We start from the raw sequence: 15,046 nt of genomic DNA on the forward strand, positions 1-15,046 counted from the left end.
GAAGGATCTAGTTGTCTATCGATCGTTCCGCGGCGGCCGCCACGGCCTCCGGCGTGAAGCCGAACTCGCGGAACAACGTCTTGTCGTCGGCGGACTCGCCGTAGTGCTCGATCGAGACGATCTCACCGGTGTCACCGACCAGCTTGTACCAGCTCTGCGCCACGGCGGCCTCGACGGCGACCCGGGCGGAGACCGTCGGCGGGAGCACCGAGTCGCGGTACTCCCTGGGCTGGCTCTCGAACCACTCGACACACGGCATCGACACCACCGCCGCGGTGATGTCCTTGTCCGCCAACAGCTTCTTGGCCTCCACGGCCAGCTGCAACTCCGAGCCGGTGCCGATGAGGATGACGTCGGCCGCCGACGCGTCGCCGCCACCGAGCACGTAACCGCCCTTGCTCACACCCTCGGCGTCGGTGCCCTCCAGGACCGGGATGCCCTGCCGGGTCAGAATGAAACCGACCGGTCCGCTGCCGTTTCCGCGCGCCAGGATGCTGCGCCAGGCGTACGCGGTCTCGTTGGGGTCGCCCGGGCGGACCACCGACAGGTTCGGGATGGCGCGCAGCGCCGCGAGGTGTTCGATCGGCTGGTGCGTCGGGCCGTCTTCGCCGAGACCGACGGAGTCGTGGGTCCAGATGTAGATGGTGTCGATGTCCATCAGCGACGCCAACCGCACGGCCGGGCGCATGTAGTCGGAGAACTGCAGGAAGGTGCCGCCGAACGCGCGGGTCGGACCGTGCAGCACGATGCCCGACAGGATCGAACCCATCGCGTGCTCGCGGATGCCGAAGTGCAGCACGCGGCCGTACCAGTCGGCGGAGAAGTCGCTGGTGGAGATCGACGGCGGGCCGAACGACTTGACGTCCTTGATCGTGGTGTTGTTGCTGCCTGCCAGGTCGGCCGAGCCGCCCCACAGTTCGGGCAGCTTGGGCGCGACGTCGTTGAGCACCTGGCCGAACGCGGCGCGGGTGGCCACCGCCTTGGAGCCCGGCTCCCAGTACGTCACGTCGGCGTCCCAGCCGTCGGGCAGCTCCTGTGCCAGCAGGCGATCGAGGAGTTTCTTGCGCTCGGGTTCGCGCTCGGCCCACGCGTCGAACTCCGGCTGCCACTTCTCGTGCGCCTCGCGGCCGCGGTCGACGAGCTTGCGGGTGTGCTCGATGACCTCGGGGCGCACCTCGAACGTCTTGTCCGGGTCGAAGCCCAGCACCTTCTTGGTGGCGGCCACCTCGTCGTCGCCCAGCGCCGAGCCGTGCACCCCGCCGGTGTTCATCTTGTTGGGGGCGGGATAGCCGATGATGGTGCGCACCGCGATGAACGAAGGCTTGTCGGTCACGGCCTTGGCGGCCTCGATGGCCTGCTCGATGCCGGTGACGTTCTCGCCGCCCTCGACCTCCTGGACGTGCCAGCCGTAGGCCCGGTAACGGGCCGGGACGTCCTCGGACAGCGCGATGTTGGTGTCGTGCTCGATGGAGATCTGGTTCTGGTCGTAGAAGACGATCAGGTTGCCCAGCTGCTGGGTGCCCGCCAGCGACGACGCCTCGCTGGTGACGCCCTCCTCGATGTCGCCGTCGGAGGCGATCACGAAGATGTGGTGGTCGAACGGGCTGGTGCCGGCGGGCGCGTCGGGGTCGAACAGCCCGCGTTCGTACCGGGACGCCATCGCCATGCCGACGGCCGAGGCCAGGCCCTGGCCCAGCGGCCCGGTGGTGATCTCCACGCCCTTGGTGTGGCGGAACTCCGGGTGTCCGGGGGTCTTCGACTTCCAGGTGCGCAGCGACTCGATGTCCTCGAGCTCCAGGCCGAACCCGCCGAGGTACAGCTGGATGTAGAGGGTGAGGCTGGAATGCCCGCAGGACAGCACGAACCGGTCGCGGCCCAGCCAGTGCACGTCACTGGGGTCGTGCCGCATCTGGCGCTGGAACAGCGTGTAGGCCAGTGGCGCCAGGCTCATCGCCGTGCCGGGGTGGCCGTTGCCGACCTTCTGCACCGCGTCCGCCGCCAGCACCCGGACGGTGTCGACGGCGGTGCTGTCGAGGTCGGTCCAGTCATCGGGGTGACTCGGGCGGGTGAGGGCAGAAATTTCCTCTGTAGTGGTCACGAACGCGCTCCTGGCTGTCATGCGGCTGGCAAGCTGATCCCTGTCCACCCTAGTGCGCGGTGGTCGGCCTCTGCAGGACCACAACGCATGATGGGGCGGACGTTCATCCGAACCGACCCTGCGGTGCAGGCGCGGGGCGGACGCCGTCTACCATCGTCTGTAGTAGAAGCTGCGCGCTGCCGCGATTTTGTTGAGGAGTCATCTGCGTGAGCATTCGCGAGCGCCACCTCGGTCGCGGGACGTCCAGCCGAATTCGCTCTTCGGTTCTGGCCAGGATCCTGGCCTACGTCGCGCTGACCAAGCCGCGGGTCATCGAGCTGTTGCTCGTGACCGCGATCCCGGCGATGCTCCTCGCGGAGCGTGGCACGGTCGATCCGCTGCTGATCCTCAACACCCTGATCGGCGGGATGCTGGCCGCCGCGGGCGCCAACACCCTGAACTGCGTCGCCGACGCCGACATCGACAAGGTGATGAAGCGGACCGCGCGGCGGCCACTGGCCAGGGACACCGTGCCGACGCGGCACGCGCTGGTGTTCGGGCTGGTGCTGTCGGTCGCGTCGTTCGGCTGGCTGTGGTGGACGTCGAACCTGCTGTCCGGCCTGCTCGCCGTCGCCACCATCGCCTTCTACGTGTTCGTCTACACGCTGCTGCTCAAGCGGCGCACGTCGCAGAACGTGGTGTGGGGCGGCGCCGCGGGCTGCATGCCCGTGATGATCGGGTGGTCCGCGGTCACCGGGACCATCCAGTGGCCCGCGCTGGTGATGTTCGCGATCATCTTCTTCTGGACACCGCCGCACACCTGGGCGCTGGCGATGCGCTACAAGGACGACTACCGGGCCGCCGGGGTGCCGATGCTGCCCGCGGTGGCCACCGAGCGGCACGTCACCAAGCAGATCCTGGTGTACACCTGGCTGACCGTGGTGGCCACGCTGGCCTTGGGGCTGGCGACCGGCTGGCTGTACGCCACGGTCGCGCTGCTGGCAGGCGCGTGGTTCCTGACGATGGCCCACCAGCTCTACAGCGGGGTCAAGCGCGGCGAACCGGTCAAGCCGCTGCGGCTGTTCCTGCAGTCGAACAACTACCTCGCGGTGGTCTTCTGCGCGCTGGCGGTCGACTCCGCGCTCGCGCTGCCCACGCTGTTCACCGCCTGATCCTCAGCCGGAGAACACCGCCACGAACAGCGCGGCCGTCAGCACGCCGAACGTCGCCATCGCGCGGCGGAGCACCCCGGCCCGGCGGACGCGCGGGAACGCCAGCGGGAGCGTGAGCGCGCACACCAGGCCCAGCGGCACGGCGAACAGCGTGCCGAAGACCAGCCCGAATCCGTGCGGGTCGAAGGCGACGCTGTCGGGATCCATCGACGCCCCCGCCGAGGCGAACCGCGACGTCAGCGCCGTCACCACGCACCACAGCCACGCCCCGCCGGTCACCGCGGCGAGCGTGCCGCCGGTCAGGCGCAGCGCGATCGAGGTTCGGGCTTGCGGCGTCGGCGTGAACACAGGTGGCCTCAGCAGCTGCCGAACTCGTCGCGGATGCGCTGCTGCAGCGCCGTGGCGTCGGGGAGGAGTTCGCCCATCTGACTGCCGTGATCACACCCGCCGATCTCCGCGGAACCGGCCCATCTCGGCCCCTTGGTGACCGTGGGCCCCGCCGCGGCCCAGTTGAGGTCGACCGGTTGTCCGGGCCGCGCGCCGATCACGCCGACCGCATGGGCGATCTCCCGGTGGGCGGCTGCCGGGCTGGTCACGCTCATCGTCAGCGCCACGACGCGCCCCTCGCGCACCGTGACGTACCCGGCCTGCGCCGGTGCCAGCGCCGCGAGTTGATCGTCGATGCGCTGCTTGTCGGCGATCGACAGCCTGCTGCGGACAGCCCAGGCCGGGTCGCCGGATGCGGGCTCGGAGGCCACCTCGATGGTGTCCGGCGGCGGGTCGGTGAACAGCCGCAGAATGGTGTCGACCACCCGGCCGGTCGCCGTCGCGCCGAAGACCTGCACCGACGGTCCCTCGGCAGCGGCGAAGTAGTCGATGCTCTCGGCATGGACGTCCGCCCTGAGCCGGCGCAGCTGTGCGGCGATCCGGCCGGCGTCGTCGGGCAGGCGGCTGCCGCCGGCGATCGTCGTCCACCGGGCGACGTTGATCTCGGCGCGCTGGTCGAAGTCGGCGAAGTCGTCGCCGCGTGCACGGTCGATCTCGTCGGCGACGGCGCCGATCTGTTCCTCGGTCGCCGAGTCCATGTCGACACGCAGTTCGAACCGGGTGCCCGCGAGGACGCCGTTGTCGTAGGTGAGGTCGGCATCGGTGACGCCGGGCATCGCGGCCACCCGGTCGCGGATGTCTCGTGCCTCGTCCTCGCGGTCCGGGGCGCCGGTGCACCCCGCCACGCCGACCGCCAGCGCACCGGCGATCAGGGTGGTGGTGATCCGGCGAAAACGCACACGGAAAGCCTATGGCCGCCCGAGTGGTCCGCGACGCACCAGAATCCGGCGACTAGTTCTGGTCCCAGCCTCCGCGCCGGCCCTGCTTGATCGACCCCCGCCGTTTCTTCTCCGCGATGCGGCGTTCCTTCGACCCCCGGGTGGGCCGGGTCGGCCTGCGTGCCGGCGGGGGAGCGGCGCAGGCTTCGCGCAGGAGGCGGGCCATCCGTTCGCGTGCCGCGGCGCGGTTCTGCAGCTGCGCGCGATGCTCGCTGGCCGTCACCGTGAGCACGCCCGCGGCGAGCCGACTGCCCAGCCGGTACAGGATTCGGTGGCGCAGGTGCGGCGGCACCGACGGTGAGCGGGCCACGTCGAACGACAGCTCGACCCTGCTGTCCGCGGTGTTGACGCCCTGGCCGCCGGGACCCGAGGACCTGGAAAAGCGCTCGCTCAACTCGGACGCGGGTATCACGAACGCCGGCGTGACGGCGAGGTCCTGCGTCACGTCACGGCACCAGCACCACCGAGCCGACCGTCTTGCGGCCCTGCAGGTCGCGGTGTGCCTGCTCGGCGTCGGCCAGCCGGTACCGTTCGCTGACCGTCACGGTGATGGTCCCCGTGGCGATCGCGTCGAGTACTTCGCCTGCGCGCCAGCCGAATTCGTCGGCGGTACCGGTGTAATGCGCCAGGCTCGGCCTGGTCAGGAACACCGACCCGGCGGCGTTGAGCCGCTGCGGATCGAACGGCGGCACGGGGCCGCTGGCCGCGCCGAACAGCGCCAGCGTGCCGCGCTTCGCCAGGCTGGCCAGGCTGGCTTCGAACGTCGCCGCGCCGACCCCGTCGTACACCGCGGCCACGCCCTTACCGTCGGTGAGTTCGCGGATGCGGGCGCCGAACTCCTGCGGGTCGTCGGGGTAGTCGAGCACCGCGACGGCGCCGGCCTGCCTCGACAGTTCGGCCTTGTCGGGGGTGGACACCGTGGTGATGACCCGGGTGGCGAGGCTGGTCGCCCACTGGGTCAGGATCAGCCCGACGCCGCCAGCGCCTGCGTGCAGCAGCACAGTGTCGCCCTGCTGCACCGGGTAGGTCGACTTGATCAGGTAGTGCGCGGTGGTGCCCTTCAGCAGCGCCGAGGCGGCCACCTCCGACGGCACGGACTCCGGCACGTAGACCACGAAATCAGCTGGTGCAAGCGCATATTCGGCATAGGCGCCGAACGCCTTGTCGGTGACCACCCGGTCGCCGACACCGAGTGCGGCGACGTCCTCGCCGACCGCCTCGATGGTGCCGCACACCTCGGTGCCCACCACGAAGGGCAACTCCCGCGGGTACAGCCCGGACCGGAAATAGGTGTCGATGAAATTCACGCCGATCGCCTCGGCCTTGATCAGCACCTGCCCCGGACCCGGGGTGGGTGGCGGCTTCTCGACGTGGCGCAGGACTTCGGGTCCGCCGGTCTCGGCGACTTCGATCGCGTACATGGCTCCATCATTGCCGAACATCCGCCGGCCGCTCGGATCGCCCTGTGCTGGCATCATTCGACCATGAAGCTGGCCCGTCCCGACCTCCGCCACCCGCGCATCGTGCTCGCGGGCTGCCCGGCGCTGCCGGAGGGCGACGGCGACGACGCCGGACTGGTCGACGCGCTGCGCGGCCGCGGACTCCACGCCCGCTGGCGGTCGTGGGACGATCCGGCGACGCTCGAGGCCGACCTGGTGATCCTCCGCGCGACGTGGGACTACGTGGAGCGGCTCGACGACTTCCTGGCCTGGACGCGGCGGGTGCGCAATCTCCTCAACGGCGCAGGCGTGGTCGCCTGGAACACCGACAAGCGCTACCTCTCCGATCTCGAACGGCGCGGCGTACCCACCGTGCCGAGCCGGTTCTTCGCGCCGGGTGACGCTGTGCGGCTGCCCGCGGGAGAGGTGGTGGTCAAGCCGGCCGTCGGCGCCGGGGCCGGGGGAGCGCGCCGGTTCGCCGATCCGGCCGCGGCTCGTGCCCACGCCCGGGCGTTGCACGGCGCCGGCTCCACGGTGCTGGTGCAGCCGTACGACGCCCGCATCGAACACGGTGAGACGGCGATGGTGTTCCTGGCCGGGCGCGCGTCGCACGCGTTCACCAAGGCGCCGCTGCTGCCCGCCGCAGGGCCGCCGGTGTTCGACGAGACGGGCACGTTCGCCGAGGAGTCGCTGACGCCTGCCGACCCCGACCACGAGCTCTGGGACGTCGGATACGCCGCGCTGGCGGCCGCCGCCGCCGAATTGGGCGCCATGCCCTCGGACTTCCTCTACGCCCGCGCCGACGTCATCGGCGGGATCGACGACCCCCGGCTGCTCGAACTCGAGCTGGTGGAGCCGTCACTGGGGTGGCGGCTGTTGGACGCCGACACCAGGGACCGCCGTCAGCGCGACTTCGCCCTCGGTGTCGAGGCCGCGCTCGACCGGCTCGGGCTTGGTCCGCTGTCGCATCGACGCCCATAGGGCGGCGGTGGCCGCCGTGCACGCCGCGGCGCCGGCGACGTGCAGTGCCACCAGTGCCGCGGGGATGTCGAGGGCGTACTGCACCCGCCCGACCAGTGCCTGGGCCGCGACGAGCGCCAGCAGGACGGCAAGGCGCCGCATGACGTTGCGGGGGGCGGCGACCGCGCGAAGGCCGAAGACGAGTGCCACCAGCAGGGACAGGTAGGCGACCAGCAGCGTCGCGTGCGTCACCACGAGGGTGACGATCTCGACCTCGAGGCGCGGCACCGGAGCGTCGATGCTCTTGTCGCCGGCGTGCGGACCCGCGCCGGTGACCAGCGTTCCGGTGACCAGGACGGCGGCCAGCGCGATCCCGGTCAGGAGTGTCAACTGCCGCAACGGTTTCGGGACGGTGCGTTCGGCCACCCCGTCGTCGGGCTCGCCGATCTTCACGTAGAGCAGCACCGCCACCCAGACCATCGTCATCGAAGCCAGCAGGTGGATCGCGACGGTCCACCACAGCAGGCCGGTCAGCACGGTGATCCCGCCGATCACCGCCTGCACGACGGTCGAAGCAGGCATCAGCCAGGCGTAGACGAGGACCTCGCGGCGGCGGCGGGCCCGCACCACGGCGAGCACCGCCAGGGCGGCGGTGAGCACGACAAGAAAGGTGATCAGCCGGTTGCCGAACTCGACGGCCTGGTGGATGCCCGGCACCTCGGCGTGCGGGACGGGGGTGAAGCTGCCGGGGAAGCACTGCGGCCAGGTGGGGCACCCCAGGCCCGACGCGGTGACCCGCACGATCGCACCCGTGACTGCGATGCCGCCCTGGGTCAGGATCACCGCGACGGCGATCGCGCGCTGCACGCCGAGGCTCGGCATCGGGAGCCGGTCGACAAGGCCGACGAACAGGCCGGTGAACATGGGTCGCACGCCCCGATGGTAGGCGATGGCCAACTACATGCCGTAGTAGGGCGTCACGGAGCGGCCTTTCGCGGGGCGGTGAACGGCACCAGCACCTCGTCGACGAGCTGCACCACGAGGTCGTCGGTGATCGGGTCGCCGGTGATCAGCAACCGGTGCCACAGCACGCTCTGGCCGAGTTCGCGGGCCAGCTCCACCGGAACGTCGGGCCGCACGTCCCCGCGCTTTATGCCGCGCTGCAGCAGTGCGGCCATCTCGGCCTTGCGCCAGCCGATGACGTCCTGCTGGAACGTCGCCGTGAGCACGGGGTCGTGGGCGGCCGCGGCGATCGCCGCGCGCAGCACGGCGGCGTCCGGTCCGGTGAACAACGCGGCCCATCCCCGCAGCACCGCCAGCATGTCCGTGCGGTAGCTCCCGGTGTCGCGGTGCGGGATCGCCGTGGTCGCCAGGCCGAGCAGCATGTCGCGCATGAGCGCCGTGGCGTCCGGCCACCGCCGGTAGAGCACGGGCTTGCTCGTTTTCGCCGCCGCGGCGACCGCCTCCATGGTGACGCCACCCGGGCCGTGGTCGGCCAGCAGTTTCAGTGCCGCCGAACGGATCGCCGCATCGAGCTCTTCGCCGTGCCGCCGCTGCATGCCACCTCCTCGAAGAAACGCTTGCGTATCTTAGCGCGCCCGCATACGGTTCTAAGAAACGTTCCCGTATCTTGGAGGTGGCGATGTCCCACGACACAACGTTCCCGGAGCCCCGTCCGGTGCTCTATCCGATGCGCACCGTCGACACCGCAGTGGTGCGGTACACCGCACTCCCGCACCACCGGCGCCGGATCACCATCGACCACCGGCCACTGCCGGGCATCACCCCGGCGATGCTGCTCGACTGGTTCAGCAACCTGGGCGGCACGATGTCCTACGGCGGCAAGGTCATCGACCGCTATCTCGCGTGGCATCCGGTCGACCACATCCGATGGGAACTGGCGCGGCCTGCGCCGGCCGGCGGCGCCGCAGAAGGTGCGCGGTTCCACATGGTCGAGGCGTTCGGCGGTCGGCCCGAATATCTGGTGGACGAGGTCGCCCGCGTCGAGAAACTCGACGAGACAGGGATCCGCCTCGTGCTGCGGGTGGCCGGCGTCATCGTCTTCCAGCTCGAGCACACCTGGTCTGCCGGCGCCGACGGCGCGCATTACGTCACGGTCATGGACCTCGGCACCCGCAGACTCTCGCCGGTCAACCGCATCGTGTCCGGCCACTTCCCCGAAGACAAGACCCGCGCGTGGGTGAAGCACAACATCGAAGAGGTCGGACAGCTCGAGTTCCTGCTGCCCGAGCTCGCGCGGTCAGGTGAAGCGGAACCAGCGCAGCGCGCATAGCCCGGCCACCGCGCCCCAGACGGCGAGCACGGCGAGGCCGAACCAGTCCACCGACAACGTCATCGCCTGCGTCAGCGACTCGGTCAGCGCACCCGACGGCGTCAGCCGCGCCACCCAGGCCACGGCGCCGGGCACCGTCTGGCCCTCGAGCGTCAGCGCGCCGAAACCGGCGAAGACGAACCACAGCAGATTGGCGACCGCCAGCACGATCTCGGCGCGCAGGGTCCCGCCGAGCAGCAGCCCGAGCGCCGCGAAAACGGCGGTGCCCAGGGCGATCACCACCGCGCCGAGCGCCAGCCCGGCCAGCGCGGGCCGCCAGCCCAGCGCGACACCGATGGCGCCGAGCACGATCGACTGCAGGAACACCACCGCGACCACCGCCAGTGACTTCCCGACGATGATGCCCCACACCGGAAGTGCGGTGGCGCCCAACCGTTTCAGCGCCCCGTAGCGGCGGTCGAACGCCACCGCGATGGCCTGCCCGGTGAAGGCCGTCGAGATGACCGCGAGCGCCATCACGGCGGGCACGAACGTGCCGGCACGGTCGTCGCCGAAGGAGCCGAGCGGCAGCAGGATCAATCCGGCGAGCAGTGTGATCGGGATGAACATGGTGAGCAGCAGCTGCTCGCCGTTGCGCAGCAGCAGCTTCAGTTCCAGGTTGAACTGGGCGGCCAGCATCGTCGGCACCGTCGCAGGCCGCGGGTCGGGGGAGAAGGTGCCCGGTGCGAAACGATTGGTCACGCCCCTGGGATCGCGTGTCATGTCCCGATCCTCCTCGCGCAAGCGCACGTCACGGCCGCAGCTCCCGTCCGGTCAGGTCGAGGAAGACGTCCTCGAGGCTGCGCTGCTCCACCCGCATGTCGGTGGCGAGCACGTCCAGCCGTGCGCACCACGCCGTCACGGTCGCCAGCACCTGCGGGTCGATGTGACCCTCGACGAGGTACTCACCCGGCGCGGCCTCGACCGCCTGGTACCCCTCGGGCAGCGCGGCGACGAGCAGCGCCAGGTCGAGCATCCGCGGGGCGCGGAACCTCAACTGGTTCTCGGCGCCGGAGCGCATCAGCTCTGCGGGCGTGCCGGTGGCCACCGCCACGCCGTGGTCGATGATCACCAGCCGGTCGGCCAGTTCCTCTGCCTCGGTCAGCTGGTGGGTGGTCAGCACGACGGTCACCCCGTCGCGACGCAGCCCGTCGATCAACTCCCACACCACGATTCGTGCATGCGCGTCCATCCCGGCGGTCGGCTCGTCGAGGAACACCAGCTCGGGACGTCCCACTACCGCGCAGGCCAGCGCCAGCCGCTGCTGCTGGCCGCCGGACAGCCGGCGGTAGGTGGTGCGCGCCACCTCGGTCAGCCCGAGGGTGTCCATCAGCCACTGCGGGTCGAGCGGGTCGGCGGCGTACGCGGCCACCAACGCGAGCATCTCACCGGCGCGGGCGGCCGGGTAGCCGCCGCCGCCCTGCAGCATGACGCCGATCCGCTCCCGCAGCCTGGCGTTGTCCGAGACCGGATCGAGGCCGAGGATCTCGATGGAGCCGGCGTCCGGCCGCAGGAAGCCCTCGCACATCTCGATGGTCGTGGTCTTGCCCGCGCCGTTGGGCCCCAGCAGTGCCAGCACCTCGGCCCGCTGCACGTCGAGGTCGAGTCCCGACACCGCCGTCGTCGACCCGTACCGCTTGGTCACCCCGCGCAGCAGGACGGGAACAGCGGATCCGGACGTCACGGGGATTCAGCGTATGCGTCGGTGCTCGACGGGTGCTGCCGCGGTGGCGGTGACGGCTGCGCATCGGGAGTCTCCTCGGCCACCGCGTCGGCGTCCGGAACGTCGTCGGCATCGGGGTCGGGGATCGGTCGCCACGGCAACCGGCGCCAGGTGAGCGCGATCAGCAGCGCGACCACCAGCGTGCTGGCGAGCGTGGCCATCACGATCTGGAACAACGTGAACCGGTCGCCGTTGGCGGTGGGCCCGAAGATGCCGATGACCAGCGTGATCGCAATCGTCGATCCCCGGAAACCCGGGCGGGTGGCCCAGGCCGCCAGCGGGATGATCGCCCACAGCAGGTACCAGGGCTGCACCACCGGGAACAGCAGCACCGTCGCACCCAGGGCCACACCCAGTCCGCCGACGGGGTGCAGCCGGCCGCGCAGCACCGCCAGCAGCAGCCAGGTGACCAGGATGGCGATGATGATCACACCGATGGCGCGGGTGAGGGCCAGCACCGCGGTGGTGTGATCGCCGAGGCCGAGCAGGATGCCGACCTGACCGGTGCCCAGCGCGATCAGGGTGGGCGGGGACATCCAGCTGCGCACCACGTTCGCGGTGCCCAGCGTGAACAGCCAGCCGAACCCCAGCCCGCTGGCCCAGCCGATCACCGCCATCACCGCCACCGACAGGGCGGTCAACGACCCGCCGGCGATCACGAACGCCTTGACCGTGCCGCCCCACCGGCAGGCCAGCGCCATCGCCACGAACCCCAGCGCCAACAGCGACGGCAGCTTGACCTGCGACGACAGCGCGATCAGCACCGCCCCGACGACGAGCATGGCCAGCGGATACCAGCGGTGCCAGTCGTCGCGGGTGACCGGTCTGCGCAGCGGCCGCGGGAGCAGTGGCTGCGCGGCGTCGATCCCGCGCAACGCGAACTCGGTGCCCGCCAGCATCAGGCCCAGCATCAGCGCCTCGTTGTGGATGCCTGCGACCAGGTGCATGAACAGCAGCGGGTTGCACGGCCCCAGCCACAGCGCGCTGACCTCGGCGACGCCGCAGCGGCGGGCCAGCCGCGGGGTGGCCCAGACGATGAGGCCGACGCCCAGCAGGACGACCAGCCGGTGGAACAGCACCGCCCAGACGATGTTCTGGCCGGTGACCGTCGAGATGCCCTCGCCGATCCACAGGAACAGCGGGCCGTAGGGCGCCGGAGTCTCCCGCCACAGGTTGGGCACCGACAGCGTGAAGACGTGGTCCAGCCCGAGGCCGGTGGCGGGGCCCACCTTGTACGGGTCGAGGCCGAGCCGCGAGATCTCGCTCTGGGCCAGGTAGGAGTACACGTCGCGGCTGTACATCGGCGGGGCGAGCAGCAGTGGGAGCGCCCACAGCAGCAGCGTGCGGTCCACCTGGCCGCGCGACATCCGGCGGCTGCCGAGGGCGAACCGGCCGAGCATGAGCCAGGCCAGCGCCATCATGACCGCGCCGGTGGTGGTCATGGTCAGCGAGACGGTCTGGATCCGCGAGGGCAGGTTGAGCAGCCGGACCCCGAAGGTGGGATCCTGGACCACGGGCCGCGCACCGGCGCCGAGCGCGCCGATCGCCATCAGCACCGTGCCGGTGGCGCCGAACAGCCGGGTGTGGCGCAGCGCCACCATCTCGGCGCTGTTGAGCGGGGAACCGGCGACCGGCTCGTCGCCGTGCCATCGGGCGATCGAGGAGCTGAACATCTGGAGGCGCCCGGCCAGTGGAGCCATCAGAGCAGACTAACGGTCGGGGGTGTGGTGGCTCTCACGCTCGCGGTAAGGGTCCCCTTGCTGGAACCGGTCAGGGAATTCCGACACAATGGTGTTGTGGAATTCGACCGGGAGCGAGCTGCGGACATGACGCCTGCCGTCGTGCCCGCCTCGGACGGTCACACCCGAACGGCCATCATCCAATTGCTGATGGAGGGGCCGATCACCGCCGGTCAGATCGGTGACCGTCTCGGCATCTCTGCCGCAGGTGTCCGCCGTCATCTCGACGCCCTGATCGACGCGGGTGACGCGCAGGCCAGCGCGGCGGAGGCGTGGCAGCACTCGGGCCGCGGCAGGCCCGCCAAGCGTTACCGGCTGACCGCCGCGGGCCGCGCCAAGCTCGGCCACGCCTACGACGACCTGGCGGTCGCGGCGATCCGCCAGCTGCGCGAGATCGGCGGCGACGACGCCGTGCGCACCTTCGCCCGCCGCCGGATCGACACCATCCTGTCGGGAGTAACCGAGGGCCCCGATGGCGTTGAAGCCACTGCGGACCGGGTGGCCGCGGCGCTGACCCGGGCCGGCTACGCCACCACCACGACCACCACGCCGGCGGGCGGACCCGTCCACGGCGTGCAGATCTGCCAGCACCACTGTCCGGTCTCGCACGTCGCCGAGGAGTTCCCGGAGCTGTGCCAGACCGAGCGTGAGGCGTTCGCCGAGATCCTGGGCACGCACGTCCAGCGGCTGGCCACGATCGTCAACGGCGACTGCGCCTGCACCACCCATGTACCACTCGCCAAGGAACTTCGGCACACAGCCCGCGCCGAAGCCGCCACCTCAACCCAAGGAGCGTCGACATGACCGCTACCCCCGAGACCTCGGTCGCCAAGGCCGAGCCGTTGACCCAGGACGAGACCATCGCCTCGCTCGGGAAGTACGGGTACGGCTGGTCGGACTCCGACGTCGCCGGTGCCAGCGCGCAGCGCGGGCTGTCCGAGGCAGTGGTGCGTGACATCTCGGCGAAGAAGAGCGAGCCGGAGTGGATGCTCGAGACCCGGCTGCGCGCACTGCGCACCTTCGACAAGAAGCCGATGCCCAACTGGGGCTCAGACCTCGACGGCATCCACTTCGACAACATCAAGTACTTCGTGCGGTCCAGCGAGAAGCAGGCCGCCACGTGGGACGACCTGCCCGCCGACATCAAGAACACCTACGACAAGCTGGGCATCCCCGAGGCCGAGAAGCAGCGTCTGGTGTCCGGCGTCGCCGCGCAGTACGAGTCCGAGGTGGTCTACCACTCCATCCGCGAGGACCTCGAGGCCCAGGGCGTCATCTTCCTGGACACCGACACCGCCTTGAAGGAGCATCCGGAGCTGTTCAAGCAGTACTTCGGCACCGTGATCCCGGCGGGCGACAACAAGTTCTCGGCGCTCAACACCGCGGTGTGGTCGGGCGGCTCGTTCATCTACGTGCCCAAGGGTGTCCACGTCGACATCCCGCTGCAGGCGTACTTCCGGATCAACACCGAGAACATGGGCCAGTTCGAGCGGACGCTGATCATCGTCGACGAGGACGCCTACGTGCACTACGTCGAGGGCTGTACTGCGCCGATCTACAAGAGCGACTCACTGCACTCGGCCGTCGTCGAGATCATCGTCAAGCCCGGCGGCCGGTGCCGCTACACCACGATCCAGAACTGGTCGAACAACGTCTACAACCTGGTCACCAAGCGGGCCAGGGCCGAGGCGGGCGCCACCATGGAGTGGGTCGACGGCAACATCGGCTCCAAGGTCACCATGAAGTACCCGGCCGTGTGGATGACCGGTGAGCACGCCAAGGGTGAGGTGCTCTCGGTGGCGTTCGCCGGCGAGGGCCAGCACCAGGACACCGGTGCCAAGATGCTGCACCTCGCGCCGCACACGTCGTCCAACATCGTGTCCAAGTCGGTGGCCCGCGGCGGCGGCCGGGCGTCCTACCGCGGCCTGGTCCAGGTCAACAAGGGCGCCTACGGTTCCCGTGCGAGCGTCAAGTGCGATGCGCTGCTGGTCGACACGATCAGCCGGTCGGACACCTACCCGTACGTCGACATCCGCGAGGACGACGTCACGATGGGCCACGAGGCCACGGTGTCCAAGGTCAGCCAGGAACAGTTGTTCTACCTGATGAGCCGCGGCCTCACCGAGGACGAGGCGATGGCGATGGTGGTGCGCGGGTTCGTCGAGCCGATCGCCAAGGAACTGCCGATGGAGTACGCACTGGAGCTCAACCGCCTGATCGAGCTGCAGATGGAAGGCGCGGTCGGCTGATGGGGGCGAGCGAAGCGACGGGGAACAGGC

Annotated in this window: 14 protein-coding genes; 4 read left to right on the forward strand and 10 right to left on the reverse strand. The window is 70.3% G+C overall.

The window, feature by feature from the left end:
- Positions 1-7: 7 nt before the first annotated feature.
- Entirely contained in the window at positions 8-2,098 is a 2,091-nt protein-coding gene (gene tkt / locus AB0K11_RS18740) for a transketolase (RefSeq protein WP_364979807.1), read from the reverse strand.
- A 206-nt stretch (positions 2,099-2,304) separates the two neighbouring features.
- Between tkt and AB0K11_RS18745 the strand changes: the two genes are divergently transcribed.
- Complete coding sequence (locus AB0K11_RS18745) at positions 2,305-3,249, forward strand: heme o synthase (RefSeq protein WP_364979810.1); 945 nt, start codon at positions 2,305-2,307, stop codon at positions 3,247-3,249.
- 3 nt (positions 3,250-3,252) lie between these two features.
- Here AB0K11_RS18745 and AB0K11_RS18750 read toward each other — a convergent pair whose 3' ends face one another.
- The 6 genes from AB0K11_RS18750 to AB0K11_RS18775 form a co-directional block, all read right to left on the reverse strand.
- A complete protein-coding gene (locus AB0K11_RS18750) occupies positions 3,253-3,528 on the reverse strand; it encodes a hypothetical protein (protein WP_364980484.1) in 276 nt (91 codons plus the stop codon).
- A 77-nt stretch (positions 3,529-3,605) separates the two neighbouring features.
- Positions 3,606-4,535, reverse strand: a complete 930-nt coding sequence (locus AB0K11_RS18755; RefSeq protein ID WP_364979813.1) for a hypothetical protein — start codon at positions 4,533-4,535, stop codon at positions 3,606-3,608.
- 52 nt (positions 4,536-4,587) lie between these two features.
- Positions 4,588-5,019: an alternative ribosome rescue aminoacyl-tRNA hydrolase ArfB gene (gene arfB, locus AB0K11_RS18760; protein ID WP_364979816.1), complete on the reverse strand. Its 432-nt coding sequence runs from the start codon at positions 5,017-5,019 to the stop codon at positions 4,588-4,590.
- A 1-nt stretch (position 5,020) separates the two neighbouring features.
- Positions 5,021-5,995 carry a quinone oxidoreductase gene (locus AB0K11_RS18765; RefSeq protein ID WP_364979819.1) on the reverse strand — a complete coding sequence of 325 codons (975 nt, stop codon included), beginning with the start codon at positions 5,993-5,995 and terminating at the stop codon, positions 5,021-5,023.
- Positions 5,996-6,871: 876 nt separating this feature from the next.
- A complete protein-coding gene (locus tag AB0K11_RS18770) occupies positions 6,872-7,897 on the reverse strand; it encodes a COX15/CtaA family protein (protein ID WP_364980487.1) in 1,026 nt (341 codons plus the stop codon).
- A 53-nt stretch (positions 7,898-7,950) separates the two neighbouring features.
- Positions 7,951-8,532: a TetR/AcrR family transcriptional regulator gene (locus AB0K11_RS18775; RefSeq protein ID WP_364979822.1), complete on the reverse strand. Its 582-nt coding sequence runs from the start codon at positions 8,530-8,532 to the stop codon at positions 7,951-7,953.
- 83 nt (positions 8,533-8,615) lie between these two features.
- Here AB0K11_RS18775 and AB0K11_RS18780 point away from each other — a divergent pair, with 83 nt between their 5' ends.
- Positions 8,616-9,266: a hypothetical protein gene (locus tag AB0K11_RS18780; RefSeq protein ID WP_364979826.1), complete on the forward strand. Its 651-nt coding sequence runs from the start codon at positions 8,616-8,618 to the stop codon at positions 9,264-9,266.
- Here AB0K11_RS18780 and AB0K11_RS18785 read toward each other — a convergent pair.
- From AB0K11_RS18785 to mptB, 3 genes are read right to left on the reverse strand one after another with little or no spacing between them, the layout of a single operon-like run.
- Entirely contained in the window at positions 9,234-10,028 is a 795-nt protein-coding gene (locus AB0K11_RS18785; protein WP_364979828.1) for an ABC transporter permease, read from the reverse strand. The two genes, AB0K11_RS18780 and AB0K11_RS18785, sit on opposite strands and share 33 nt — an antisense overlap.
- A gap of 28 nt (positions 10,029-10,056) precedes the next feature.
- Positions 10,057-10,989 (reverse strand): ABC transporter ATP-binding protein, encoded by a 933-nt coding sequence (locus AB0K11_RS18790; RefSeq protein WP_364979831.1) that lies wholly within the window; start codon positions 10,987-10,989, stop codon positions 10,057-10,059.
- Positions 10,986-12,728, reverse strand: a complete 1,743-nt coding sequence (mptB, locus tag AB0K11_RS18795) for a polyprenol phosphomannose-dependent alpha 1,6 mannosyltransferase MptB (protein ID WP_364979834.1) — start codon at positions 12,726-12,728, stop codon at positions 10,986-10,988. Before mptB ends, AB0K11_RS18790 begins: the two co-directional genes overlap by 4 nt.
- 126 nt (positions 12,729-12,854) lie before the next feature.
- Between mptB and AB0K11_RS18800 the strand changes: the two genes are divergently transcribed.
- Complete coding sequence (locus tag AB0K11_RS18800) at positions 12,855-13,571, forward strand: metalloregulator ArsR/SmtB family transcription factor (RefSeq protein ID WP_364979837.1); 717 nt, start codon at positions 12,855-12,857, stop codon at positions 13,569-13,571.
- Positions 13,568-15,016: a Fe-S cluster assembly protein SufB gene (sufB, locus tag AB0K11_RS18805; RefSeq protein ID WP_364979840.1), complete on the forward strand. Its 1,449-nt coding sequence runs from the start codon at positions 13,568-13,570 to the stop codon at positions 15,014-15,016. The genes AB0K11_RS18800 and sufB overlap by 4 nt, the downstream gene beginning before the upstream one ends.
- Positions 15,017-15,046 lie beyond the last annotated feature (30 nt).

The sequence above is a fragment of the Mycobacterium sp. NPDC050551 genome, assembly GCF_040674075.1.
Taxonomy (GTDB): Bacteria; Actinomycetota; Actinomycetes; order Mycobacteriales; family Mycobacteriaceae; genus Mycobacterium.

Excerpts from the sequence above, each read along its gene's own strand:
- AB0K11_RS18765 (WP_364979819.1), bottom strand. The coding sequence starts at position 5,995 with ATGTACGCGATCGAAGTCGCCGAGACCGGCGGACCCGAAGTCCTGCGC.
- AB0K11_RS18770 (WP_364980487.1), bottom strand. The coding sequence starts at position 7,897 with ATGTTCACCGGCCTGTTCGTCGGCCTTGTCGACCGGCTCCCGATGCCG.
- AB0K11_RS18775 (WP_364979822.1), bottom strand. The coding sequence starts at position 8,532 with ATGCAGCGGCGGCACGGCGAAGAGCTCGATGCGGCGATCCGTTCGGCG.
- AB0K11_RS18780 (WP_364979826.1), top strand. The coding sequence starts at position 8,616 with ATGTCCCACGACACAACGTTCCCGGAGCCCCGTCCGGTGCTCTATCCG.
- AB0K11_RS18785 (WP_364979828.1), bottom strand. The coding sequence starts at position 10,028 with ATGACACGCGATCCCAGGGGCGTGACCAATCGTTTCGCACCGGGCACC.
- mptB (WP_364979834.1), bottom strand. The coding sequence starts at position 12,728 with ATGGCTCCACTGGCCGGGCGCCTCCAGATGTTCAGCTCCTCGATCGCC.
- AB0K11_RS18800 (WP_364979837.1), top strand. The coding sequence starts at position 12,855 with ATGACGCCTGCCGTCGTGCCCGCCTCGGACGGTCACACCCGAACGGCC.
- sufB (WP_364979840.1), top strand. The coding sequence starts at position 13,568 with ATGACCGCTACCCCCGAGACCTCGGTCGCCAAGGCCGAGCCGTTGACC.